This is a genomic window from Pseudomonas sp. FP453, assembly GCF_030687495.1.
Lineage (GTDB): Bacteria > Pseudomonadota > Gammaproteobacteria > Pseudomonadales > Pseudomonadaceae > Aquipseudomonas.
Genome location: NZ_CP117435.1, coordinates 2,862,967 through 2,882,757 on the forward strand (window position 1 = coordinate 2,862,967; position 19,791 = coordinate 2,882,757).

Genomic DNA, 19,791 nt, shown 5'->3' on the forward strand with positions numbered 1-19,791 from the left:
TGCACAGGCGGGGGCCGGCTGGCCGGCGGTGATCAGTCGATACGTTCAAAGATCTGCTTGATCATCTCCGGGCTGAATACGCCTTTGCCGGTGCCTTCGACCAGGGTGAACGTGCCATCGGCGTTGACCTGCACCCCTGATGAACCGGCAATGCTCACCGAGACGCCGGGGCGTTCCTCAAGCAGCGCCTTCAGCGGCTGTTGACCGTGAAAAGTCTGCCCGATCACCGTGGCCATGCCTTGGGTGGACTGGGTATCGACACCGCCCACCAGGATCACCTTCCCACCGTTTTTCAATGAGTCTTGCAGCTTATCCAGCACGTGCCGGGTGCTGCCATCCAACAAACCAAATTCCAGGTTGCTGCCGGTCAGGTGCATCAGTGTCCGCGTCTGATAGGTGCTGCCGTTCCAGTCGGTCAGTACTGCCAGGGCCGAGCAGTCGCTGAGACTTCGGGTAATCAAGGGGGCATCGCCTTCGCTCAGGGTCATTGACTCGCCCATGGCGACAGACTGAGGGGCCGTCGTGGCCGGTGGACGTGGCAAGTCGTAGGGCCGCTTCGGCTTGTTGACGAGGGTGTCCACCCACTCCGGGTCCAGTGGGCGCATATCGGGTTTGGCGCCGGAGCGGATCCTCCAGCCAGCCTTGTCCCACTCTGCCAGGGTGGATCTGAGCCGCTGCGTATAGTCGGCAGCGGGGCAGGTGATGCCGGCCCAGGGGTCGACAATCCAGGCATCGGCCCAGATGGCTTCAGAGAAATCCAGCGTGCCATTGACCGTCGTACTTGGGCCGCCAACCACGGTGAACGAATGGGCGTCGCCGGCGCCCCATTCGTAGGCCCTGCCGCCACTTTTGCTGATGATGTCCCGGGCCAGCAGGGCCATCTCGCCGCAGTTGCCGGCGCCGGTCTTGATGATCAGGTCTCCCGCATTGGGCGCGCGCAGGTCGGCGGTGCGCAGCAACCATTCGCGGGTCATGTGGGCCGCGTCGGCTCTGGCCAGGTCCGCGGCGGAACGCACCTGGTTGCCCGGCCCAAGGCCGGTGGCGGTGAGGGCGTGGTCCACTGCAGCCTTGGCTTTTTCGGCATAGAACTGATTCTGCTGCTTGACCGGCCAGTTGGCGAACCCCGGCGGTTTTTCCAGGGGCGTGACCTTGTTGGGGCGCAAGGCGATATCCGGTGCACGGATGGCACTGGCGCGTTGCAGTTGGTAGACGACTTCACGCTGTTGCTCCTCGGTCAAACCTTTGCAGGCTTGCTTCAATTGATCGAGGTCGGCCTGGGTATAGCCGGCGTTTTCCAGTTGGGTGTAGGCGTCTTTGAGCCTGGGCAATGCCACCAGATCTGCATCCAGGCTGTGCGCGCCCTTGAACAGGCTCATGAATGCGCGATAGTCCTGCACCAGGGGCAAGTCGAGGGTGCTGCATTTTTTGAAGTTCAGCTCAGTGCTGTTTCCTTTACCCAGTGGCGCGTAATAGAACTCGGCAGTATCGGCCTCGATCACCAGGTATTGCCGCGTGCCCTGTGTCACCACCACACCTCGCAGCTGACGCTGATCATCGCTGATGTTGCTGATCTTGTTCAGCTTGACCACGCGCGTCTGTTGCGCAAACGGCCCCACGGGTTCGCCGGCGTTGAAGCCAAACCCCGGCTCCTTGACCAGCGTGCCGCGGATACGGCTCTTGTAGGTGATGCGTTCGGTGTTGGCCACCGGTATCAGTTGCGGGCCGGTTTCGCCATCGATCATCTTGTACAGGCGTTTTTCGTAGACCACCTGGCGTGCCTTGTTGAACAGGCCGACCTTGGACGGAAACAGCCGCACATGTTCTAGTGCCTGAAGCTGCGCCGCGTCGCCGGGCAGGTCGGCGATGAGTTTGGCGAAGCATTCGGTGTTCGCGCCGCGCCGGTTGCGGCCACCTGTGGCGGGCGCCGGGCAAACTGCCTCGACCTCCTCAAGGGGCGCGGCGCTATGGCCCGATTCCAGTTCGGTCAACTCACCGGGCCTGGCGTTTTGATAGCGATAGACCTTGTCGCCGTCCACCACGTCATAGCCGTTGCTGCGGGGCAGGGTGTAGGCGTTGTCACTGATGGGGTGGTCCATGACCTGGGCCTGGCGGCCATCGGCGAACACTTCCCGGCGCAACGGTTGCGTGACGGGGGCTTCAAACGCCTCTTCCTCGGCGATGCCGCCGCCCAGGGAGAACAGGCTGTTGAGTGCACCGTCGAGGGCGCTCGAGGTGCCTTGTTGGCGTTCTGCCTGGGTGTCGCCGGAAATGGCTTTTTCGGTCCCCAGTGTGGTCTGCGCCACTCCGATGGCCACGGCGGTACCGACGACAAGCGGCTCGCCGATCACGGCAAACTTGGCCATCAGCCCGGCCGCGGCCGTCAGGTCGTTGAGCCAGGTGTCGCGGGTGACTTCGCTGTTGGACTTGATTGCGACATCGGCATCGCTGGCCATGCGTCGTTGGGTGTTGTCCTTGAGCACGTTGAATACATCGCCCTCGACCCGCAGTCGGCCGCTGTCGATGACCACACCTTCCTGGTGGCTCCAATAGTCGTTGCCCAGGTACTTGAGCGCGCTGTCCACGCCTTTGCGCGACTGGCGGTCGCCGCTGATGAGGGAGGCGAAGTCGCTCCAGAAACCCACGTCGTCATCCTGGCGATCACGCAGGGAAAAGTGCGATGCCAGCGCCTTGCGTTTGTCGGGATCGTTGCCTTGTTCCTTCACCCATTCATCCAGCTCGGCGATGGACTTGAACCGCAGCAACGCCGGCACATGCCCGGGTATGTAGAGGATCTGCGTGGTGTGGTCCGCTGCGCTGAATCGCAGGATGTCGGTGGAGGGGCGGCCGTTGATATCAAGCAGATGGGTCCTGACAACGCCCTTGACCGGCGCGGTGGCTTGCAGTTGTTCAAGGGTCAGCGGTTGCGTTTCATCCTGCGGCAGGTTGGCCACGGCGTTCATCACCAGGTGATAGTCGTCGCGGGTGAAGCTCGCTTGGCCTGCGTCGAGTTGTTGGCGTGCCTGGCTGACAAACTCGCCTTTCAATGTGGCGCGGTAGTCGTCACCGTGCTTGCTCCAGAACGTTTCCTGCTGGCGGGTGAACACGCCTTGGAAATCGGTTTTCCAGCTCTGGTGCATGACCGCCGACGCCAGCAGCGGGAATTGATTGTGCGCGCCATAACCGCCTTTGGTGCTTTGCCCCGCGCCAACGGTGTACAGGCCGGAATATGCATCCATGTTGCCTGGCAACCAGTCGTCCTCGCTGAAGTTGCTGAGCAGCGCATCCGGCAACTTCTGCGAGCGCCACGGTTCTTGCATCGTCCACTCCCAGCCATTGAGGGTGTCGGCGGAATGGCCGCCGCCCTGGAAGCGATTGAGATAGACCGTGTCGGCATCCACGTGGGTGCCGGTGAGTTTGAAGATAATCGCCTCGGCCCATTTCTTGGCTTCTTCGCGCACCCTGGGGAGTGCGGCGTGGGTGGCGCGCATCAGCTGGCTGTAGCGGTTTTTTTCACGTTGCGCGCGGGCCTGTTCCAGGGGGCTGTCACGTAGCGTCTCGATCAAGCCCTTCAAGGCTTCCAGGGTTTTGGGCAGCGCCGCGCCGGAGGCGGTGATGAAGTGCGCGGCGTTCACCGTGGCGTTGGTTGCGCCCGGGTGTGCCTGGGCAAACGTGGACCCCGGGTGAACGCGGACTTGCAGGGCCCTCAGGTCGCGCGCGAGGACCTCTGGCGTCACGGCCGGGGTCGGTAGCTTGGCCATCAGCCGCGTGAGGTGATCGAGCAGGGTGTGGCGGTCGTGGATGTCGCCGACGAGCCGTTGTTGTTCGGCCAGGGCCGCATCTCCCCGCAAGGCGTCATCGCGGGGGATCGTGGTCAAGTCCTGGAGGCCGTCTGGCGGTGCGGAGGGGTTGATCCCGTAGAAGCGCAACACGTCATAGAAATGCACAGTGTTGTAAGGCTTGTGCGGGTAGTTGAGAAACCGCCCGCTGGACGGTGGCCAAAAACCCAGTGTTCGCACGGCCTGGATCAACGGTCCTGCCACGGCAGCGAAGCCGGAGTCGTCGGTCAGAGAAAACTGCCGGGGCTGGCTGTCGATGAACACATGCAGGATGTTGTTGACGGGGTCGAAACGTACCGTCGAGGGTGAAATGTTGTGGTCTTTCATCCAGCGCTGGAAGTCTGGGTGGCGCAGGGCGTTGTCGAGTTGGTGCAGCCACACGCCCAGGGTGGAATCCGGCGGTAGGTTGAACAGCGAGTCCGGGCCGGACAACGGGTAGTGGAACGGCGCAGGGCCGATGCTGTGCGCCAGTTGCTGGTCGGCCGCGGCCCTCGGATCGTCATGGGGGGTATAGCGGGGGAGGTTGGCCGGCACGTCACCGGTATAGGACTCGATGACGTACTGCGTAGGTGGCGCGATGTTGCGGACCGGAAACGACATGGGATAACTGACTCCGCGAGGGTTTGCGAAAAATAGAGGGGTTCCCTGTATGTCTCGCAAACCGGTTGAGCGGTTCCGGCCTGTTTTAGCGGTTTTGTAAGCTTTGCGCCGTGTGCTGAGGCGGTGTGCGGGGAAGGGCTTTCTAACTGAGCGGGCTGGTGAGGCTCGGCGCGGAAAAGTCCGATAGTCGCCCTGAATGCGCGCTTGGTAGGTTGGTCCGAACCAGGACTGTCAGCTACAGGGACGATAGGTTTCATAACTCTGCCAGAGCGGTCATTTATGCAAATATCTTCCTCTGTTAGCGTGCCGTCGCCGGTATTTTCCACCTCGCCCGTGGGTGACACTGGCGTACACACTCCTGAACAAGCGCATGCGCCAGCGGCTCGTCGCACGCCCCGGCAAGTTTCGGGGCAGGTTCAGCCCCCCCTCTCCGCCGGTATTCCGGATGCCGAAGTTCCCCCGCTATTTCTAGCGAAAGTCAACGTGGCCAAACTGGAATCCACCCGCAGTGAGTTCATGCAAGGCTATAACGCGCACAATTCAGTAGCGCTGCCTGGTTACTTCCCGTCAATGAATGACACGGCGCTCATGCGGATAGCGCTGGACCAAAACCTAACGGCGAAGCAAACCGGGGCTTTGCAACGCATGGCAGAGCAGCGTGTTATCAACGGCTCTCAAAACAATGTGCGAACGTTCACGAAAGTCATCTCAGGCAGAGGCATAAAGGTAACGCCTTTGTCGCAAAGCTATTACCTGTCCATGGTGAACCGGCTGGCGGGAGGGGAATGTGCAGGGCTGTCACATCTGATGTCTCTGGCGGTGGCGGAGGGTAAGCAACAGACTTTTCTGAGCAATATCTACTACGCCGTTACCAACCCGGATACGCCGGATTCCCAGGCGTTCTTTATGAAAATCGCCGAGGTGCAAGCCCGGTTGAAATATCCTGGATTTTCCCATGATCCGGCCACCGTGAAGCTCGGTACTCATACGGACATCGCCCCCCAGCTTATCAATTCGCCAACCTCTAAGACGATCCTGATCAGCAGTGATGAACATCGTCTGACCGCTGGCGTGATTGTTGACCCGGATGGGAAACGAAAGTATTACTTTGTGGACCCCAACCATAGTTATACGGAGATTGATACTGGTGATGTAACTACGACCAATGCTTTATTTGAAGACGTAATGAAAAAAGTGTTTACCGATCCCGGGTTGAACGGGTTCATTAAACCTTTGAAAGGTTTTCCGAGTCATCAGCAATACCTCATTAGTGTGTTTAATCGTGACTATGTTGCGGGTATAAACGGCAGCACCAACGACATCAAGTTCATGTACGAACGTCCCTTGGGTGGGCTGAGCGATATCAATGTGCTGAAGGGGGTCCGGTTACCGACGGTAGATGATTCTCGCCTTAAAACCTATACCCCTGAGCAAGGCGCTGTAGGGGACTACGATCTTGTGCTGCAGAAGCTGGATAAAATGCAGACCAGCCGCGGGGTACCGCAATACCATGACGCGATGGCCGCGCTGGACTCAGTCAAGCTCTTCATTGCCACACACCCTGGCTCGAGCCTCGTGCCACCCATGCAGGCACTTGGGCAGCGCTTGGAGAGGGTTATCAATGAGGCGGCAGCGCCCGCGGAGTATCCCTATGTCTTTGAGCGTATGGAGCGCGATAGGGTGCTTCTGGTCGAGGACAAGGTCGGTAAGCCGAAGCATTTTCAGAGTGACACTATTGAGGGCAAGACCGTTGATCTAAAGAGCAATGGAGGGGGCGATCCCGGCCGGGTAACTCGTGTGGGCGATGCCGTAAAAGAAGCATTGCAGAAACTCTCGCAAAGCGACCCGGCCACCGCCCAGGCCGTTGGCAATAAACTCAGGGTGATTATCGCCAACCCAGGCGATCAAGCAGAAACACGGCTGTTGTTTGACACCCCGCCGGCCTTGGTCATTGGGGATGATTTTTTTACCACGCCGTCTGCAGATGACACCACTGTTGCCGATCGAATAGGTGGTCAGGCTCAAGCGCGTGGAGGCGATGCTCAAGCACAGAGGCAAGGGGCACTGGTTGCGGGCAAGCTGGGGATGCTCGGTTATTACAAAGCGGACTCCACAGGGTTTTTGGAGGTCGTCAATAACAAAGAGACCTTTCGCGATGGTGGCGACAAAGTAAGCCCACGCGCGACCCGAAGCGCTGGGGACTTTATGGAGGAGTCTTTCACCGCACGCCTCTACGATGGAACGCTCGACAGCACCACCGATGCCTCACTCAAGCGTCTGTTCTCTCCAGCCACAACGGCCTCGCCGTCCACCAGTACCGGGTCCCCCAGCAATCCGTTGCCGCCCACGCCACCGGAGACGCCGAACACGCCGCTGCCGGATGCGCCGAGCACATCGCCCTCTACAGTAAGGGCCATTGAAGCGTCTGAAATAAAACGTCTGCAAGCCCTTGACAGCAGTCTCCCGCCGATTCGAGTCGGGGAGGTGGACGTCAGTCGGGTCGATCTCTACAAAATGGGGGTCCATGCTCAGGGCAAGCCGATTGAGAGCGCGTTGACCACGGATGCACAGGGTCATATCAGCGCAGACGTGGAAATCGACTACGTGCGCTTTTTGGCTTATGTGGAAGGACAACCGCCTGAGATCGGTGCGAGCGCATCGCGTGTTGTCAGTGAAGTAGCGGCCAGGCGCAAGCCTGACACGACAGCTGTGTTTACCCGCAAGGATGGTGGCCTTATACCTGAGCAGCTGCAAAAACATGTCGATGCCACGTCGCGGCAGGCTGCTGCCATACGTGAATTGGAGCGCAGCGGTAAACCACCGCCTGCCGACTTTTTCTCCCCGCCAAAATCGGGCAACCCTGGCGGGAAGACTCAAACCGCGGGGCTTGGGTTCCAGGCGTTCAGCACGTCCCAGGGGCTGCGCGCGTCCATCGATGCGCTTCAACGCGGGGATACGACGGCGGGGGCCATCGGTTTGGGCGCCGTGGCGTCGGACTACGTGGGTATGTCGGCGGAAGCCGGCATTAACAAGCTTGCGAAACATACGATCAATAAAGTGTCGGCGCCCATCCTGGGGTTCCAGGCAAGCACCATCGGCAAGTTGCTGGGTAAAGCCGCTGGAGGTGTCGGGGCGATATTCAGTGTGCCGTTTGATATCTACAACGCTGTGGACTCGTTTAACAAGGCTGCCAATAGTACGGGTAAAGACGCTCAAGACCATTACGTCAACGGTGCATTTTCCGTGGCTAGCGCCGCAACGTCTATCGCATTGACCGCGGCATTCATGGCGGGAGCCAGTTCTGCCGGCCCTGCGGGGCTCGTTGTGGCAGCCGTGCTGATGGTGGCCCAGGCGGTTTATTCGGCTGTACGTGTCGTGGAGGACATTGATGAACTAACGCCGTTGACAGGGGGGCAAAAGTTTACGGTTGGGTTGGGTTCGTTCCTGGGCCTCCAAATACCATTTAAGATATTAAAACCGTATCTGGAGGTTAAGTACCGCAAGGCCTATGAGACCACTCAAGAGGCCAAGCACAAGAAGTTTTTGGAAGGGGGGGGGAAAGAGTTGTTTGAACGGGTTGTCTATGGTTCGTTGGATGTAGACGTCAAATCAAAATCGGTAAGGGTGCCTTACCCGACTTTTTTTGCGTTCATTCCGGGTCACGGCGTAGTGAATGCCATCACTGACGGAATGCCTGGCTACGAGACGGTCGTTGATCAGCACCATGGCAACGACAATATTAGAGCCCCTGAACAATCATGGGCGGGCAAGCGTTACGCCGTGGAAGGAGAGCCAGGGCCAAACAAAGCCACGCTATGGGACATCGGCGACGGTGATGACGGGGTGAAGGGCGCGCAGACGAAGCCCAACTATTTCTTGATGGGCGGGGGCAAGAAATTGATCAGCGGTGGTGATGCCGACGATACGTTCATCTTCGGTGCTGATGCCCGACAGACACTCCAGCAAGTGAAGGAAGAGTCGGAGAGGTCTGGGATGACAGAACGGCTGGGTTCGGCAAACGTTCAACCGAACTCTGGGGGGAAGGTGGCAGCAATACGCTGATGTTCAATGGTGAACTGAATACCGACCATACTGAACGTAATGTGACGAGAAGTTATCGTTATTCCGGGCATGTCATTAACTTCAAGACGGGAACTATTGCAGTAAGTGCTGAAGACCCGCAAGCAGACGGTGCCACGCCCATTGCGCGGTTTCACTCATTTTCCAACGCCATCACGGTTGAGGATGGAAAGAGTTATATCGTGGGCGATGAACAGAGTAATACATTTACTCTAAATGGTAAGAAGGATGTGGTTCTGACCGGTCAGGGTAACAATGTCGTTATAGTCAATGGTGGCGCTACGGTTGTCGGAGAGGGCGGTTCCAATACTTATTATATTAACAAGGGCGATAAGGAAGTGGTCATCAAAGACCCGAATGACAGTGTTGTCCGGCTGGATTACAGCGCCTCTCAAGTCTCGGGTTGGAGCGTTTCACCCTCGGGTGAATTAACCGTAAACCTGAAGGGTGATAAGCCTGGAGAGGAGCGTAAGCTGACTTTCCAAAATGCTTTTTCCGACGAGGCGGGGGGTGAAAAGGCACGACCTAAATTCATCACCAACGACGGCGTGATGATGACGATCACCGCCCCATTCCAGGCGGATTCATCCATTCGTGTACCGAAGGTGAGCAGTCTGAAGGTTCAAGCCGATAAACCCTTGGCTTAAGTAATGCCAAGGGTGAGGCAATGCCATCGACGGGCTGGCAATGGGTGGGTGCCAGTCTGTTTCAGCGGGCTTTCAAGCTGCGCTCGATGCGTTGCAGGCCTTCCTCCAGCATGGCCCGCGGGCAACCGAAATTCAGGCGCACGAATTGCTGGCTGTCATCGCCGAACTCGATCCCGGCGCTCAATCCGACCTTGGCCTGTTCGAGGAAGAACTGTTGCGGGTTTTCCAGGCCCAGGGCAGTGCAATCCAGCCAGGCGAGGAAGGTGCCTTGGGGCGCGTGCATGACCACGCCGGGCAAGCGGGTTTGCACGGCATCGAGCAGGTAGTCGCGGTTGGCTTGCAGATACTGCTTCAGCGCTTCCAGCCATTCGCCGCACTGGCTGTAGGCGGCGCGGGTGGCTTCCAGGCCAAGGGGGCTGACGCTGTCGACCATGCCGCAACGGGCGTTGTTGAAGCGCTCGCGGATCTCGACGTTCTGGATCACGGCAAAGCAGGTCTTCAAGCCGGCAACGTTATAGGCCTTGCTCGCCGACATCAGCGTGATGGTGCGCTCGGCGATTTGCGGGCTGAGGCTGGCGGTAGGGATGTGGCGGCGGCCGTCGAAGCATAGCTCGGCGTGGATTTCGTCGCTGATGATCAACGCGCCCTGCTCCAGGCAGGCGTTGGCCACGGCCAGCAATTCTTCGCGGGGGAATACCTTGCCCATCGGGTTGTGCGGGTTGCTCAGCAGCAGCGCGCCAGCGCCGGCCAGGGCGTCGCGCAGTGCGGGCAGCGGGGTCAGGTATTCGCCGTTTTTCAGTTCAAACGGCACTTCGATTTTCGGCAGGTTCCAATGCCCCGGCGCCAGGCGGATCGGCCGGTAGTTGGGGGTTTGCAGCACCACTGGCTGGCCCGGTTGCACAAAGGCATGCAGGGCCATATTGAAACCCGGCTCGACGCCCGGCAGGAACAGCAGGTCTTCGGGCTGCACGCGCCAGGCATACTTGGCCCACAGGTCGGCGACGATGGCTTCACGCACATCCGGGCCGGCCACGCTGTAGCCGAGGATCTGCTGGTCGAGGCGCTCGCGCAGGGCCTGCAACACGGCGGGCGGGGCGGCGATGTCCATGTCGGCGATCCACATTGGCAGGACGTCGGCCGGGTAACGGTTCCATTTGGTACTGCCGGTGCCGAGGCGGGGGTGGATCGTGTCGAAATCAAAGCTCATGGGGGGGCTCGTGGCTGGGGGCGCTAGAATGGGGCTGATTCTAGCGTCATTATTTTTATAGGCCACAGCTTATTGATTGACGGCAAGATCCGGGCGCAGCGGTGTGCCACCGACCCAAAGGTAACCCATGCCCGATGGGTCAACTGGTGACGTCGGCCTCTGTGATTCTGGCGTGTTGGATTTTAAGTTTGAAGTCTGCATTTCCATCGCCATCGGTATCGACCAGCAAATAGCTGGTCCCCAGGTGTGGCGACATCTCGCCTGGCCGGTGAATGATCATTGCCTGTCCCGGCTGGCCGGAAAACTCCTGGACGAAGTCCAGTTTGGACTTACCGGCGGGCGTCAAATTGGACACATCAATCTTGTCTTTGCCGACCACGAAATTGTTGATTGAGTCGGGATTGTCGGGTGAAGAATCCGCCGCGCTGCTGAAGCCGAAAATGCTCTTGCCGCCTTCGGCTTCGGTGGTGCCGCTGTACATATATTGTTGGCCGGAAAGCCCGAGGATCACATTGTTTGCACCTTTTTGCCCCACCAGGTGCTTCTGCCCTTCAACTTCGCTGTGCACCAGTTTGTTGGGGCGAGCACTTTGACCTTCCCCCAAGGGCTGCTGATTGAGAATGGTTTCTTTCAATGTAATGACGCGGCCGCCAAAGGCGATGTGCATCCTGTTATCGGCGGGCGGATCGGAAGGGGCGGGACTATTGGTCGGAGGCGGCGTCGGCGTCGGCGTCGGCGTCAAGTCCCAGACATCGGCAATATTGACGGTGGGTATATGTGAGGTCGCGGTCGGGCGACTTTGGTTGCTTATTCCGTAATGACTCATGGCAGATACCTCTCTCGGTTGATTGGATATCTTGCTATTGGCGCAGTGCTCGGAAACGTTCCATCGCTATTGCGGCTTCCCAGGCATCGGGGCTTGGGCATTGCACGCAATCGGGGGTAGGTATTTTCCGGCAAGCCAACGCTCCCCATTCGGGGTGTCTGTGACCGACAGGTTCTGTAATAAAAACGCCATTGCACTGGGGATTAAAGCTACGGCGGGCTATTTTGGTGCATCTCAATAACCAGAGTAGCCATGGATGAAATACCAACCCTTCAGCCGTACCCTGATCGCCACTGCGCTGGTGTTGACGGTCAGCGGTGTGCAAGCCGCGTCGCAAGCCCCAGTGGCGGGCGAAAATGGCATGGTGGTCACCGCCCAGCATTTGGCCACCCATGTGGGCGTGGATGTGCTCAAGGCCGGCGGCAACGCAGTGGACGCGGCCGTGGCCGTGGGTTACGCATTGGCGGTGGTGTACCCGGCAGCAGGCAACCTCGGCGGCGGCGGTTTCATGACCGTGCAACTGGCGGACGGGCGCAAGACCTTCCTCGACTTCCGCGAAAAAGCCCCGCTGGCCGCTACGGCCAATATGTACCTGGATAAAGACGGCAACGTCATCGAAGGCCTCAGCGCCAAGGGCCACCTGGCCGTCGGCGTGCCGGGCACCGTTTCGGGCATGGAACTGGCCCTGAGCAAGTACGGCACCCTCAAGCGCGCCCAGGTGATTGCCCCGGCGATCAAGCTCGCGGAAAACGGCTTTGCCCTGGAGCAGGGCGATATCGATCTGTTGCACACCGCCACCGGCGAGTTTCAAAAAGATAAAGACCTGCGCGGGATCTTCCTGCACAACGGCCAGCCGATGCAGGTCGGCCAGAAGTTGGTGCAGAAAGACCTGGCCAAGACCCTCAAGGAAATCTCGGCCAAGGGCAGCGACGGTTTCTATAAAGGCTGGGTAGCCAAGGCGCTGGTGGACTCCAGCCAGGCGGGCAAAGGCATCATCACCCAGGCCGACCTGGACAAGTACAAGACCCGCGAACTGGCGCCCATCGAGTGCGACTACCGTGGCTACCACGTGGTCTCGGCACCGCCGCCGAGCTCCGGTGGCGTGGTGATCTGCCAGATCATGAACATCCTCGAAGGCTACCCGATGGCCGACCTTGGCTATCACTCGGCCCAGGGCCTGCACTACCAGATCGAAGCCATGCGCCACGCCTACGTGGACCGCAACAGCTACCTTGGCGACCCGGATTTCGTGAAGAACCCCATCGCCCACCTGCTGGACAAGGACTACGCCGCCAAGCTGCGCGCCGCCATCGAACCGCAAAAGGCCGGGGATTCCCAGGCGATCAAGCCGGGCGTCTCGCCCCATGAAGGCAACAACACCACCCACTATTCCATCGTCGACAAGTGGGGCAACGCGGTCTCGGTCACCTACACCCTCAACGACTGGTTCGGTGCGGGCGTGATGGCGAGCAAGACCGGGGTGATCCTCAACGATGAAATGGACGACTTCACCGTCAAGGTCGGCGTGCCGAACATGTACGGGCTGGTGCAGGGTGAAGCCAACGCCATTGCTCCGGGCAAGGCGCCGCTGTCGTCGATGAGCCCGACCATCGTGACCAAGGATGGCAAGGCGGTGATGGTGGTGGGCACGCCGGGTGGCAGTCGCATCATTACCGCGACGTTGCTGACGATCCTGAACGTCATCGACTACAAGATGAACATCCAGGAAGCTGTCGACGCGCCGCGCTTCCACCAGCAGTGGATGCCGGAAACCACCAACCTTGAGACCTTTGCGGTGAGCCCGGATACGCAGAAGATCCTCGAAAGCTGGGGCCATAAGTTTGCCGGGCCGCAGGATGCCAACCACTTGGCGGCGATTCTCGTGGGTGCGCCGTCGCTGGGGGGCAAACCGGTGGGGAACAATCGCTTCTACGGGGCGAATGATCCGCGTCGTAACACCGGCCTGTCACTGGGCTACTAAAAAAACCTGTGGGAGCGGGCTTGCCCGCGATGGCGGTGTGTCAGCCACAGATGTATTCACTGGACCTCCGCAATCGCGGGCAAGCCCGCTCCCACATTGAAGCTCCGTGTTATGGCTGGAGTAGGTGTTCGACTGCTGAAAACGCCGCCCGCCGGCGTTCTTCCCAATCCCCGCGAATCACCCGCACAGGCTGTCGATGCGCCCGCATCCACTCCAGGCTACCCTGGAAAAACGCCTGGCGATCCGCCAATTGCGGCTGGCAACGCTGCCCATCCGCGGTCCACTCCACATCCTCCGGTGACAGCAGCAAGTGCAGGTCGTAGTGACGGGCCAGCAGTTCGCTGTCGAGCCATGCCGGGTAGTCGCCGAACAGGACCTGGCTCCAGAGCTTGTTGGTGAGCAAATGCGTATCGAGGATCAGCAGGCGCGGCTGTTGCGCGCGGGCGGCATCTTCCCAGGCCAATTGGCCGTCGGCGATGGCCGGGATGTCGGCCAGGGTGGTGTCGCGTTGATGGTGGTCGATGAAGTGACGCACGTATTCGCCGACCATCAGTCCGCCGAAATGCGCGTGCAATTCAGCGGCGAGCCAGCTTTTACCGCTGGATTCGGGACCGGCCAGTACCACCACCTTCATGATTGCAACGCCGGGTCGGCGCGCCATTCACGCCAGCCTTGTACGGCGATCACGGTGAACAAGGCGTAGAGGGCGGCGGTGAGGTAGAGGCCTTTATAGAGGAACAGGCCGACGAAGATCACATCCACGGCTATCCACAGCGGCCAGCATTGCACGCGTTTTTGTGCCATCCACAGTTGCGCCACCAGGCTGAAGCCGGTGAGGGCGGCGTCGAGCCAGGGTTGTGCGGCGTCGGTCCAGTGGGCCATGGCGGCGCCCAGCAGCAGGCTGCCCACGGCGCCTACGCCAAGGCTGGCGATGATGGCCGGCACCCCCAGGCTCGTGACCTGACGGCCTTGCTTGACCTCGCCGGCGCGGGTCCACTGCCACCAGCCGTACAGCTGCAACACGGCGTAGACCACTTGCAGGAGCATGTCGGAATAGAGTTTGACGTCGTAGAACACCCAGGTGTAGAGCAGCACCATGATCAGGCCGATGGGCCAGCACCAAGGGTTTTGTTTGACCGTCAGCCAGACAGCGATCACCCCCAGGGCGGCGGCGAACAGTTCAAGCCCGGACATGGCGGTTCCTTGGAGGAGTGGGAGAGGGCGGGGATTGTAACCAGAGGCGTGCAATCTACAAAACACTGAGCACTGTCTGTGGGACCTGCTCTTATGTGGGAGCTGGCTTGCCTGCGATGGCATCACCCTGGTCTGGCTGAAAGACCGAGGTGCCTGCATCGCAGGCAAGCCAGCTCCCACACTTGAAGCAGTGTTAGACCTTGAATTGGCGGAGCAGGTCGTTGAGTTGTTCGCTCAGCGTGCGCAAGTGGGTACTGGCCACACTCGACTGCTGCGCCGCCAACGCCGTGCTGTGGGACAACCCCGCCGCCTGGGTGACGTTCTGGTTGATGTCTTCCACCACATGGGCCTGTTGCAGCGTGGCGCTGGCAATCGACGCATTCAAGCCATTGAGATTACGCAACGCCTGGCCGATGGCCGTGAGGCTGGCGCCGGCCTGGCCGGCTTGTTCGATGGTCAGCTGCGAGGCGCTGTGGCTGTCGCTGATCACTTTGACCGCCGCTTCCGAGTGCCCTTGCAGGCGCTCGATCATGCCCTGGATCTCGGCGGTGGATTTTTGTGTGCGCTGGGCCAGCAATCGCACTTCATCGGCCACCACGGCAAACCCACGGCCTTGTTCACCGGCACGGGCGGCTTCGATGGCGGCGTTGAGGGCCAGCAGGTTGGTCTGGTCGGCGATGGAGCGGATCACTTCGAGCACGCTGCCGATCTGGGTGCTTTCCGCGGACAGTGTGCGCATCACCTCGACCGCCTGGCTGATAGTGCCGGAGAGTTGGTCGATCTGCTGCAAGCTGCCGTCGATGTTGACCTGGCCTTGCTGCGCCTGGGCCTGGGCGTCGCGCATTTCACTGGCGGCGTGTTCGGCGTTCTTGGCCACGTCCTGCACGCCGTAGGTGACCTCGTTGATCGCCGTGGCCACCAGTTCCATCTGTTGGGACTGCTGCTGGCTGCGGTCATGGGCCTGGGTGGCGTTGTTGCCCAGCTCGGTGGATGACTGGCCCAGGGCGTTGGCGCACACCTGCAACTGGCTGACCACCTGGCGCAACTTGGCGGTGAAGCTGTTGAAGTGGTGCGACAGCTGGGTCACTTCGTCGTGGCCGTGGGTGTCGAGGCTGCGGGTCAGGTCGCTTTCGCCGCTGGCGATGTTGCCCATGGCGTTCACCGCCGCTTGCAACGGGCGCACGATGCTGCGGGCGATCAGCGCCACCAGCAAGGCCATCACCACCGCAATGATCAGGCCGATCACCGAGGCTTTCCACACCTGGCCGGTGAACTCGGCCTGCACATCATCCACATACACGCCGGAGCCGATGATCCAGCCCCAGGGTTCGAACAGTTGGATGTAGGAGGTTTTCGCCACGGGCGCATCTGCCCCCGGCTTTGGCCAACGGTAGTTGACGATGCCGGCGCCCTTGGCCTTGGCCAGGATCACAAATTCGTTGAACACCGCAAAGCCATCCGGGTCGCGGATGGCCGAGAGGTTCTGGCCGTCCAGCTTGGGGTTGGCCGGGTGCATGATCATCACCGGCGTGAGGTCGTTGATCCAGAAGTAGTCGTCATGGTCGTAGCGCAGGCCACGCACCACGCTCAAGGCCTGCTTCTGCGCGGCGTCGCGGGTGAGGGCGCCGGTTTTCTCGAGGTTCTGGTAGTAGGCCAGCACACCGCTGGCGGTCTGCACCACGTGTTGGGTCTGCTGGCGCTTGGCCTGGTAGAGGTCGCCATGGATCTGCTTGAGCATCAACAGGCCCAAGGTCAACAACATCAACACGGCGACTATCAGGATCAGCCAGAGCCGGCGGCTGATCGACATGCTGCGCAAACTGTTCATCGTCCTGTCACTCCGTGCTTTTTATAATTGTGGGCGCTGCATCGACTTTTACGCCTTGTCTGATAGGCTTTCGGCCTGTAATCGGAAAACCTGAGTACTGCCTGATTTTTCACGGGTTTTTTATACACCCGGCGTCAGTGAACCACTTAAAAAAGACTATCGAGGCCTGCCCCGCGCAGGACCTTTTGGGGGATGCATGGATTTTTGGACCGCCATACAGGCATTGATTCTTGGCGTAGTGGAGGGGTTGACGGAGTTCCTGCCGATTTCCAGCACCGGTCACCAGATTATTGTCGCCGACCTGATCGGCTTCGGCGGCGAGCGTTTTGAAGCGTTCAACATCATTATTCAACTGGGCGCAATTCTTGCCGTGGTCTGGGAGTTCCGGCGCAAGATCCTCGACGTGGTCATCGGCCTGCCGACGCAGCGCAAGGCCCAGCGTTTCACGGTGAACCTGATCATCGCGGTGTTGCCGGCGGTGGTGCTGGGGGTGATTTTTGCCGACCTGATCAAACACTATCTGTTCAACCCGATCACCGTGGCGGCCGCGTTGGTGGTGGGTGGCGTGATCATGTTGTGGGCGGAGCGGCGGCAACATGCGGTGCACGCCGAGACGGTCGATGACATCACCTGGAAAGACGCGCTCAAGGTCGGCCTGGCCCAGTGCCTGGCGATGATCCCGGGCACTTCCCGTTCCGGCGCGACGATTATCGGCGGCCTGTTGTTTGGCCTGTCACGCAAGACCGCCACCGAGTTCTCGTTCTTCCTGGCCATGCCGACCATGGTCGGTGCGGCGCTGTACTCGGGCTACAAATACCGCGACCTGTTCCAGCCCGCCGACCTGCCGGTGTTTGCCATCGGCTTTGTGACTTCGTTCATCTTCGCGATGATTGCGGTCAAGGCCTTGCTCAAGTTCATCGCCAGCCACAGCTACGCAGCGTTTGCCTGGTACCGCATCGCGTTTGGCCTGGTGATCCTGGCGACCTGGCAGTTCGGCTGGATCGACTGGTCGGCGGTCAAGCCATGAACATCCAGCACCCGCGCCTGAAGGCCGCGGTTTTTCTGCTGTTGTGCGCCGCGCCGCTGCTGGGCTCGGTGTTGCTGTGGCATCGCGGCGAGACCGTGCTGCCGCTGGCGGCGTACGGCGTGGTCAGCGTGTTGGCGTTCTTTTTGTACTGGCGCGACAAGCGCCAGGCGCAGACCGAAGGCCGGCGCACCCCGGAAAACATCCTGCACGCCGTCGAGCTGGCAGGCGGTTGGCCGGGGGCGTTGATTGCGCAGCAAGTGTTCCGGCACAAGACGCGCAAGGTGTCTTATCAGGTGCTGTTCTGGGCGATTGTGCTGCTGCATCAGGTGTTCTGGCTGGACCAGCTGTTCCTCGGCGGCACCTTGCTGTCAATCCTCTAGCAGCAAGCCGATCTGCGTGCGCTTGGGCAGTTTGCTCACCACCAGTTGGTGGGAGCGCTGCAACAAGCCACGCAGTTCCTCGGCGCCCAGCGGGTAGGGCGTGTTCATGATGATCCACTGCGCACGCGCCAGGTACGGCGCCGGGTGGATGCCGGGGCGGTCGACGTGGCCGAGGAACAGGTCCTTGTCGACCTTGAACGCCAGCGACTCACCGCGCAGGTTTTGCAGGGCGAACATCTTGTTGCCGGCAATCGAAAATACGCGTACGCCGCCCCATTTGTAGTCCTCGCGCGCGCCGGGCAGGCTCAGGCAGAAACGCGCGACTTGTTCTTCGGTGATCTTCATAGCAGACGGTCTCCGCAACCCTTGAAGCCTTCTTCCAGATAGTCGATCCAGGCCCGGATGGCCGGCAATACGCCACGCCGATGGGGGTATACGGCTTGCAGCCAACCGCCCGGCAACGACCATTGTGGCAGCAGTTGCACCAGGCGGCCGCTGGCCAGTTCCTCTTCGCAATACATCATCGGCAGTACCGTAAAGCCCAGGCCCATGATTGCGCTGGCCTTGCGCACGATGAAGTCGTCGATGCCCAGGCGCGCCTCCATCACCAGTTCGTGGGGGTTGCCCTCGGGGTCGAGGATGCGTTGGTGGACCATGCGGTCCGGCTCCAGCGCGCCGAGCATGGGCAGTTGCTTGAGGTCGTCGAGGCTGTGGATCTGCTTGCCGTGCATAAACGCCGGGCTGGCCACCAGCACCGTCTGGGCCTGGCGCAGGCGTTTGGTCACCAGCAGCGGATCTTCATCCCCCAACTCTCGCACGCGCAGGGCCACGTCGATGCCTTCGGCCACCAGGTCGACGCGGCGGTTGACCAGGGTCATTTCCAGTTGCACATGGGGATGGGCGGCGAGAAACCCGGCCACCAGTTCCGGCAGGATGTGCTGGGCCATGCCCACCGGGCAACTGACCCGCAGCCGTCCACGGGCTTCGCTGGACATGCTGGCCACGGCCTCGTCGGCCATCTCGGCCTCCAGCAGCATGGCCTGGCAGTGGCGCAGGTAGCGTTCGCCGACGGCGGTGAGGGTCAATTGCCGCGTGGTGCGTTGCAGCAAGCGGGCACCGAGGCGGTCTTCCAGCTCGGCAATGCGCCGTGACAGCCGTGACTTGGGGATGCCCAGCAGCCGGCCAGCGGCCGCGAAACCGCCGGCTTCGACGACTTTGGCGAAATAGTAGAGGTCGTTGAGGTCTTGCATGGTCGGCCTATTGTCCTGTCAGTGGGACAAACTATCGCATTTCAGCTGGCTTATCGGCTATTGGTTTCATGCGTAGCATCACCACCATCTGATCGCCACTGACGATCCTACTCGGAGCACTCACATGAAACTGTTGCACATCGATTCCAGCATCCTCGGCGACAACTCGGCCTCCCGTCAGCTCACCGCTGGCGTGGTCAAGGCCTGGCAAGCGGCTGAGCCGGGTGTGGAAGTGACCTACCGCGACCTGGCGAGCGAAGGCATCAGCCACTTTTCCGGCCTGACCCTGGGCGCGCTGGGCACCGCTGCCGAATTGCGTGACGCGGTGCAACAGCACGAGGCGCAACTGAGTGCTTCGTCGTTGGCCGAATTCATCGCGGCGGACGCGGTGGTGATCGGCGCGCCGATGTACAACTTCTCGGTGCCGTCCCAACTCAAGGCCTGGATCGACCGCATCGCTGTCGCCGGCCAGACCTTCCGCTACACCGAGGCCGGCCCTGAAGGCCTGTGCGGTGGCAAGAAGCTGATCATCGTCTCCACTGCCGGCGGCCTGCACGCTGGCCAGGCCAGCAACGTTGGCCACGAAGACTACCTGAAGCTGGTATTCGGCTTCCTTGGCATCACCGATATCGAGTTCGTCCGCGCCCAGGGCCTGGCCTACGGTGATGAAGTGCGCAACAAGTCCCTGAGCGACGCCAACGTAGTGATCAACGAACAATTGTTCGCTGCCGCGTAAGGGTTGAGTAAAAGTTCGCTATTCCCCGTTTCATTCTGAAAACGGGCGCCTAAACTCTGTATTCTGCTCGCCTTGAAAGCGATCGGAGTACGGAGTTTTTTCGTTTGTCCGCTGTCTTTTTAATATGGCCCAGGTTATGCAAGCTCGGGTTCAACACCCTGGACGTTTAATTCGACATGTCGGTTCTCACGCAACAAAG

General features: G+C 60.4%; 14 protein-coding genes. 6 read left to right on the forward strand and 8 right to left on the reverse strand.

Annotated features, from left to right (window positions below; all coding sequences use genetic code 11):
* Positions 1–32 precede the first annotated feature (32 nt).
* On the reverse strand, positions 33–4,436 hold the full coding sequence (locus tag PSH87_RS12780; RefSeq protein WP_305433937.1) for a dermonecrotic toxin domain-containing protein: 4,404 nt from the start codon (positions 4,434–4,436) through the stop codon (positions 33–35).
* A 279-nt stretch (positions 4,437–4,715) separates the two neighbouring features.
* On the opposite strand from PSH87_RS12780, the gene PSH87_RS12785 reads away from it, so the two are divergent.
* On the forward strand, positions 4,716–8,498 hold the full coding sequence (locus PSH87_RS12785; protein WP_305433938.1) for a hypothetical protein: 3,783 nt from the start codon (positions 4,716–4,718) through the stop codon (positions 8,496–8,498).
* Entirely contained in the window at positions 8,498–9,163 is a 666-nt protein-coding gene (locus PSH87_RS12790) for a hypothetical protein (RefSeq protein ID WP_305433940.1), read from the forward strand. The genes PSH87_RS12785 and PSH87_RS12790 overlap by 1 nt, the downstream gene beginning before the upstream one ends.
* A gap of 61 nt (positions 9,164–9,224) precedes the next feature.
* Here the strand turns inward: PSH87_RS12790 and PSH87_RS12795 are convergent, their stop codons facing one another.
* On the reverse strand, positions 9,225–10,370 hold the full coding sequence (locus tag PSH87_RS12795; protein WP_017739407.1) for a MalY/PatB family protein: 1,146 nt from the start codon (positions 10,368–10,370) through the stop codon (positions 9,225–9,227).
* Between the two features lie 139 nt (positions 10,371–10,509).
* A complete protein-coding gene (locus PSH87_RS12800; RefSeq protein ID WP_305433942.1) occupies positions 10,510–11,196 on the reverse strand; it encodes a M10 family metallopeptidase C-terminal domain-containing protein in 687 nt (228 codons plus the stop codon).
* Positions 11,197–11,452: 256 nt separating this feature from the next.
* Here PSH87_RS12800 and ggt point away from each other — a divergent pair, with 256 nt between their 5' ends.
* Positions 11,453–13,177: a gamma-glutamyltransferase gene (gene ggt / locus PSH87_RS12805; RefSeq protein WP_305433944.1), complete on the forward strand. Its 1,725-nt coding sequence runs from the start codon at positions 11,453–11,455 to the stop codon at positions 13,175–13,177.
* A 109-nt stretch (positions 13,178–13,286) separates the two neighbouring features.
* Here ggt and PSH87_RS12810 read toward each other — a convergent pair whose 3' ends face one another.
* From PSH87_RS12810 to PSH87_RS12820, 3 genes are all read right to left on the reverse strand, one after another.
* The gene (locus PSH87_RS12810; protein ID WP_305434304.1) at positions 13,287–13,811 is read right to left on the reverse strand and encodes an AAA family ATPase; all 525 of its coding nucleotides are present in this window, start codon (positions 13,809–13,811) and stop codon (positions 13,287–13,289) included.
* Complete coding sequence (gene pnuC, locus PSH87_RS12815; RefSeq protein ID WP_305433945.1) at positions 13,808–14,371, reverse strand: nicotinamide riboside transporter PnuC; 564 nt, start codon at positions 14,369–14,371, stop codon at positions 13,808–13,810. The genes PSH87_RS12810 and pnuC overlap by 4 nt, the downstream gene beginning before the upstream one ends.
* Positions 14,372–14,564: 193 nt before the next feature.
* Positions 14,565–16,199, reverse strand: a complete 1,635-nt coding sequence (locus PSH87_RS12820; RefSeq protein WP_305433947.1) for a methyl-accepting chemotaxis protein — start codon at positions 16,197–16,199, stop codon at positions 14,565–14,567.
* 196 nt (positions 16,200–16,395) lie between these two features.
* Here PSH87_RS12820 and PSH87_RS12825 point away from each other — a divergent pair, with 196 nt between their 5' ends.
* Both PSH87_RS12825 and PSH87_RS12830 read left to right on the forward strand, forming a co-directional pair.
* On the forward strand, positions 16,396–17,226 hold the full coding sequence (locus PSH87_RS12825; protein WP_017739401.1) for an undecaprenyl-diphosphate phosphatase: 831 nt from the start codon (positions 16,396–16,398) through the stop codon (positions 17,224–17,226).
* A complete protein-coding gene (locus PSH87_RS12830) occupies positions 17,223–17,606 on the forward strand; it encodes a DUF1294 domain-containing protein (protein ID WP_305433948.1) in 384 nt (127 codons plus the stop codon). Before PSH87_RS12825 ends, PSH87_RS12830 begins: the two co-directional genes overlap by 4 nt.
* Here PSH87_RS12830 and PSH87_RS12835 read toward each other — a convergent pair.
* Positions 17,595–17,951, reverse strand: coding sequence for an MmcQ/YjbR family DNA-binding protein (locus PSH87_RS12835; protein ID WP_305433950.1), 357 nt, complete (start codon positions 17,949–17,951; stop codon positions 17,595–17,597). The genes PSH87_RS12830 and PSH87_RS12835 overlap by 12 nt on opposite strands.
* Positions 17,948–18,856: a LysR substrate-binding domain-containing protein gene (locus PSH87_RS12840; protein WP_017739398.1), complete on the reverse strand. Its 909-nt coding sequence runs from the start codon at positions 18,854–18,856 to the stop codon at positions 17,948–17,950. Before PSH87_RS12840 ends, PSH87_RS12835 begins: the two co-directional genes overlap by 4 nt.
* Before the next feature lie 124 nt (positions 18,857–18,980).
* On the opposite strand from PSH87_RS12840, the gene PSH87_RS12845 reads away from it, so the two are divergent.
* Positions 18,981–19,592 (forward strand): FMN-dependent NADH-azoreductase, encoded by a 612-nt coding sequence (locus PSH87_RS12845; RefSeq protein WP_017739397.1) that lies wholly within the window; start codon positions 18,981–18,983, stop codon positions 19,590–19,592.
* Positions 19,593–19,791 lie beyond the last annotated feature (199 nt).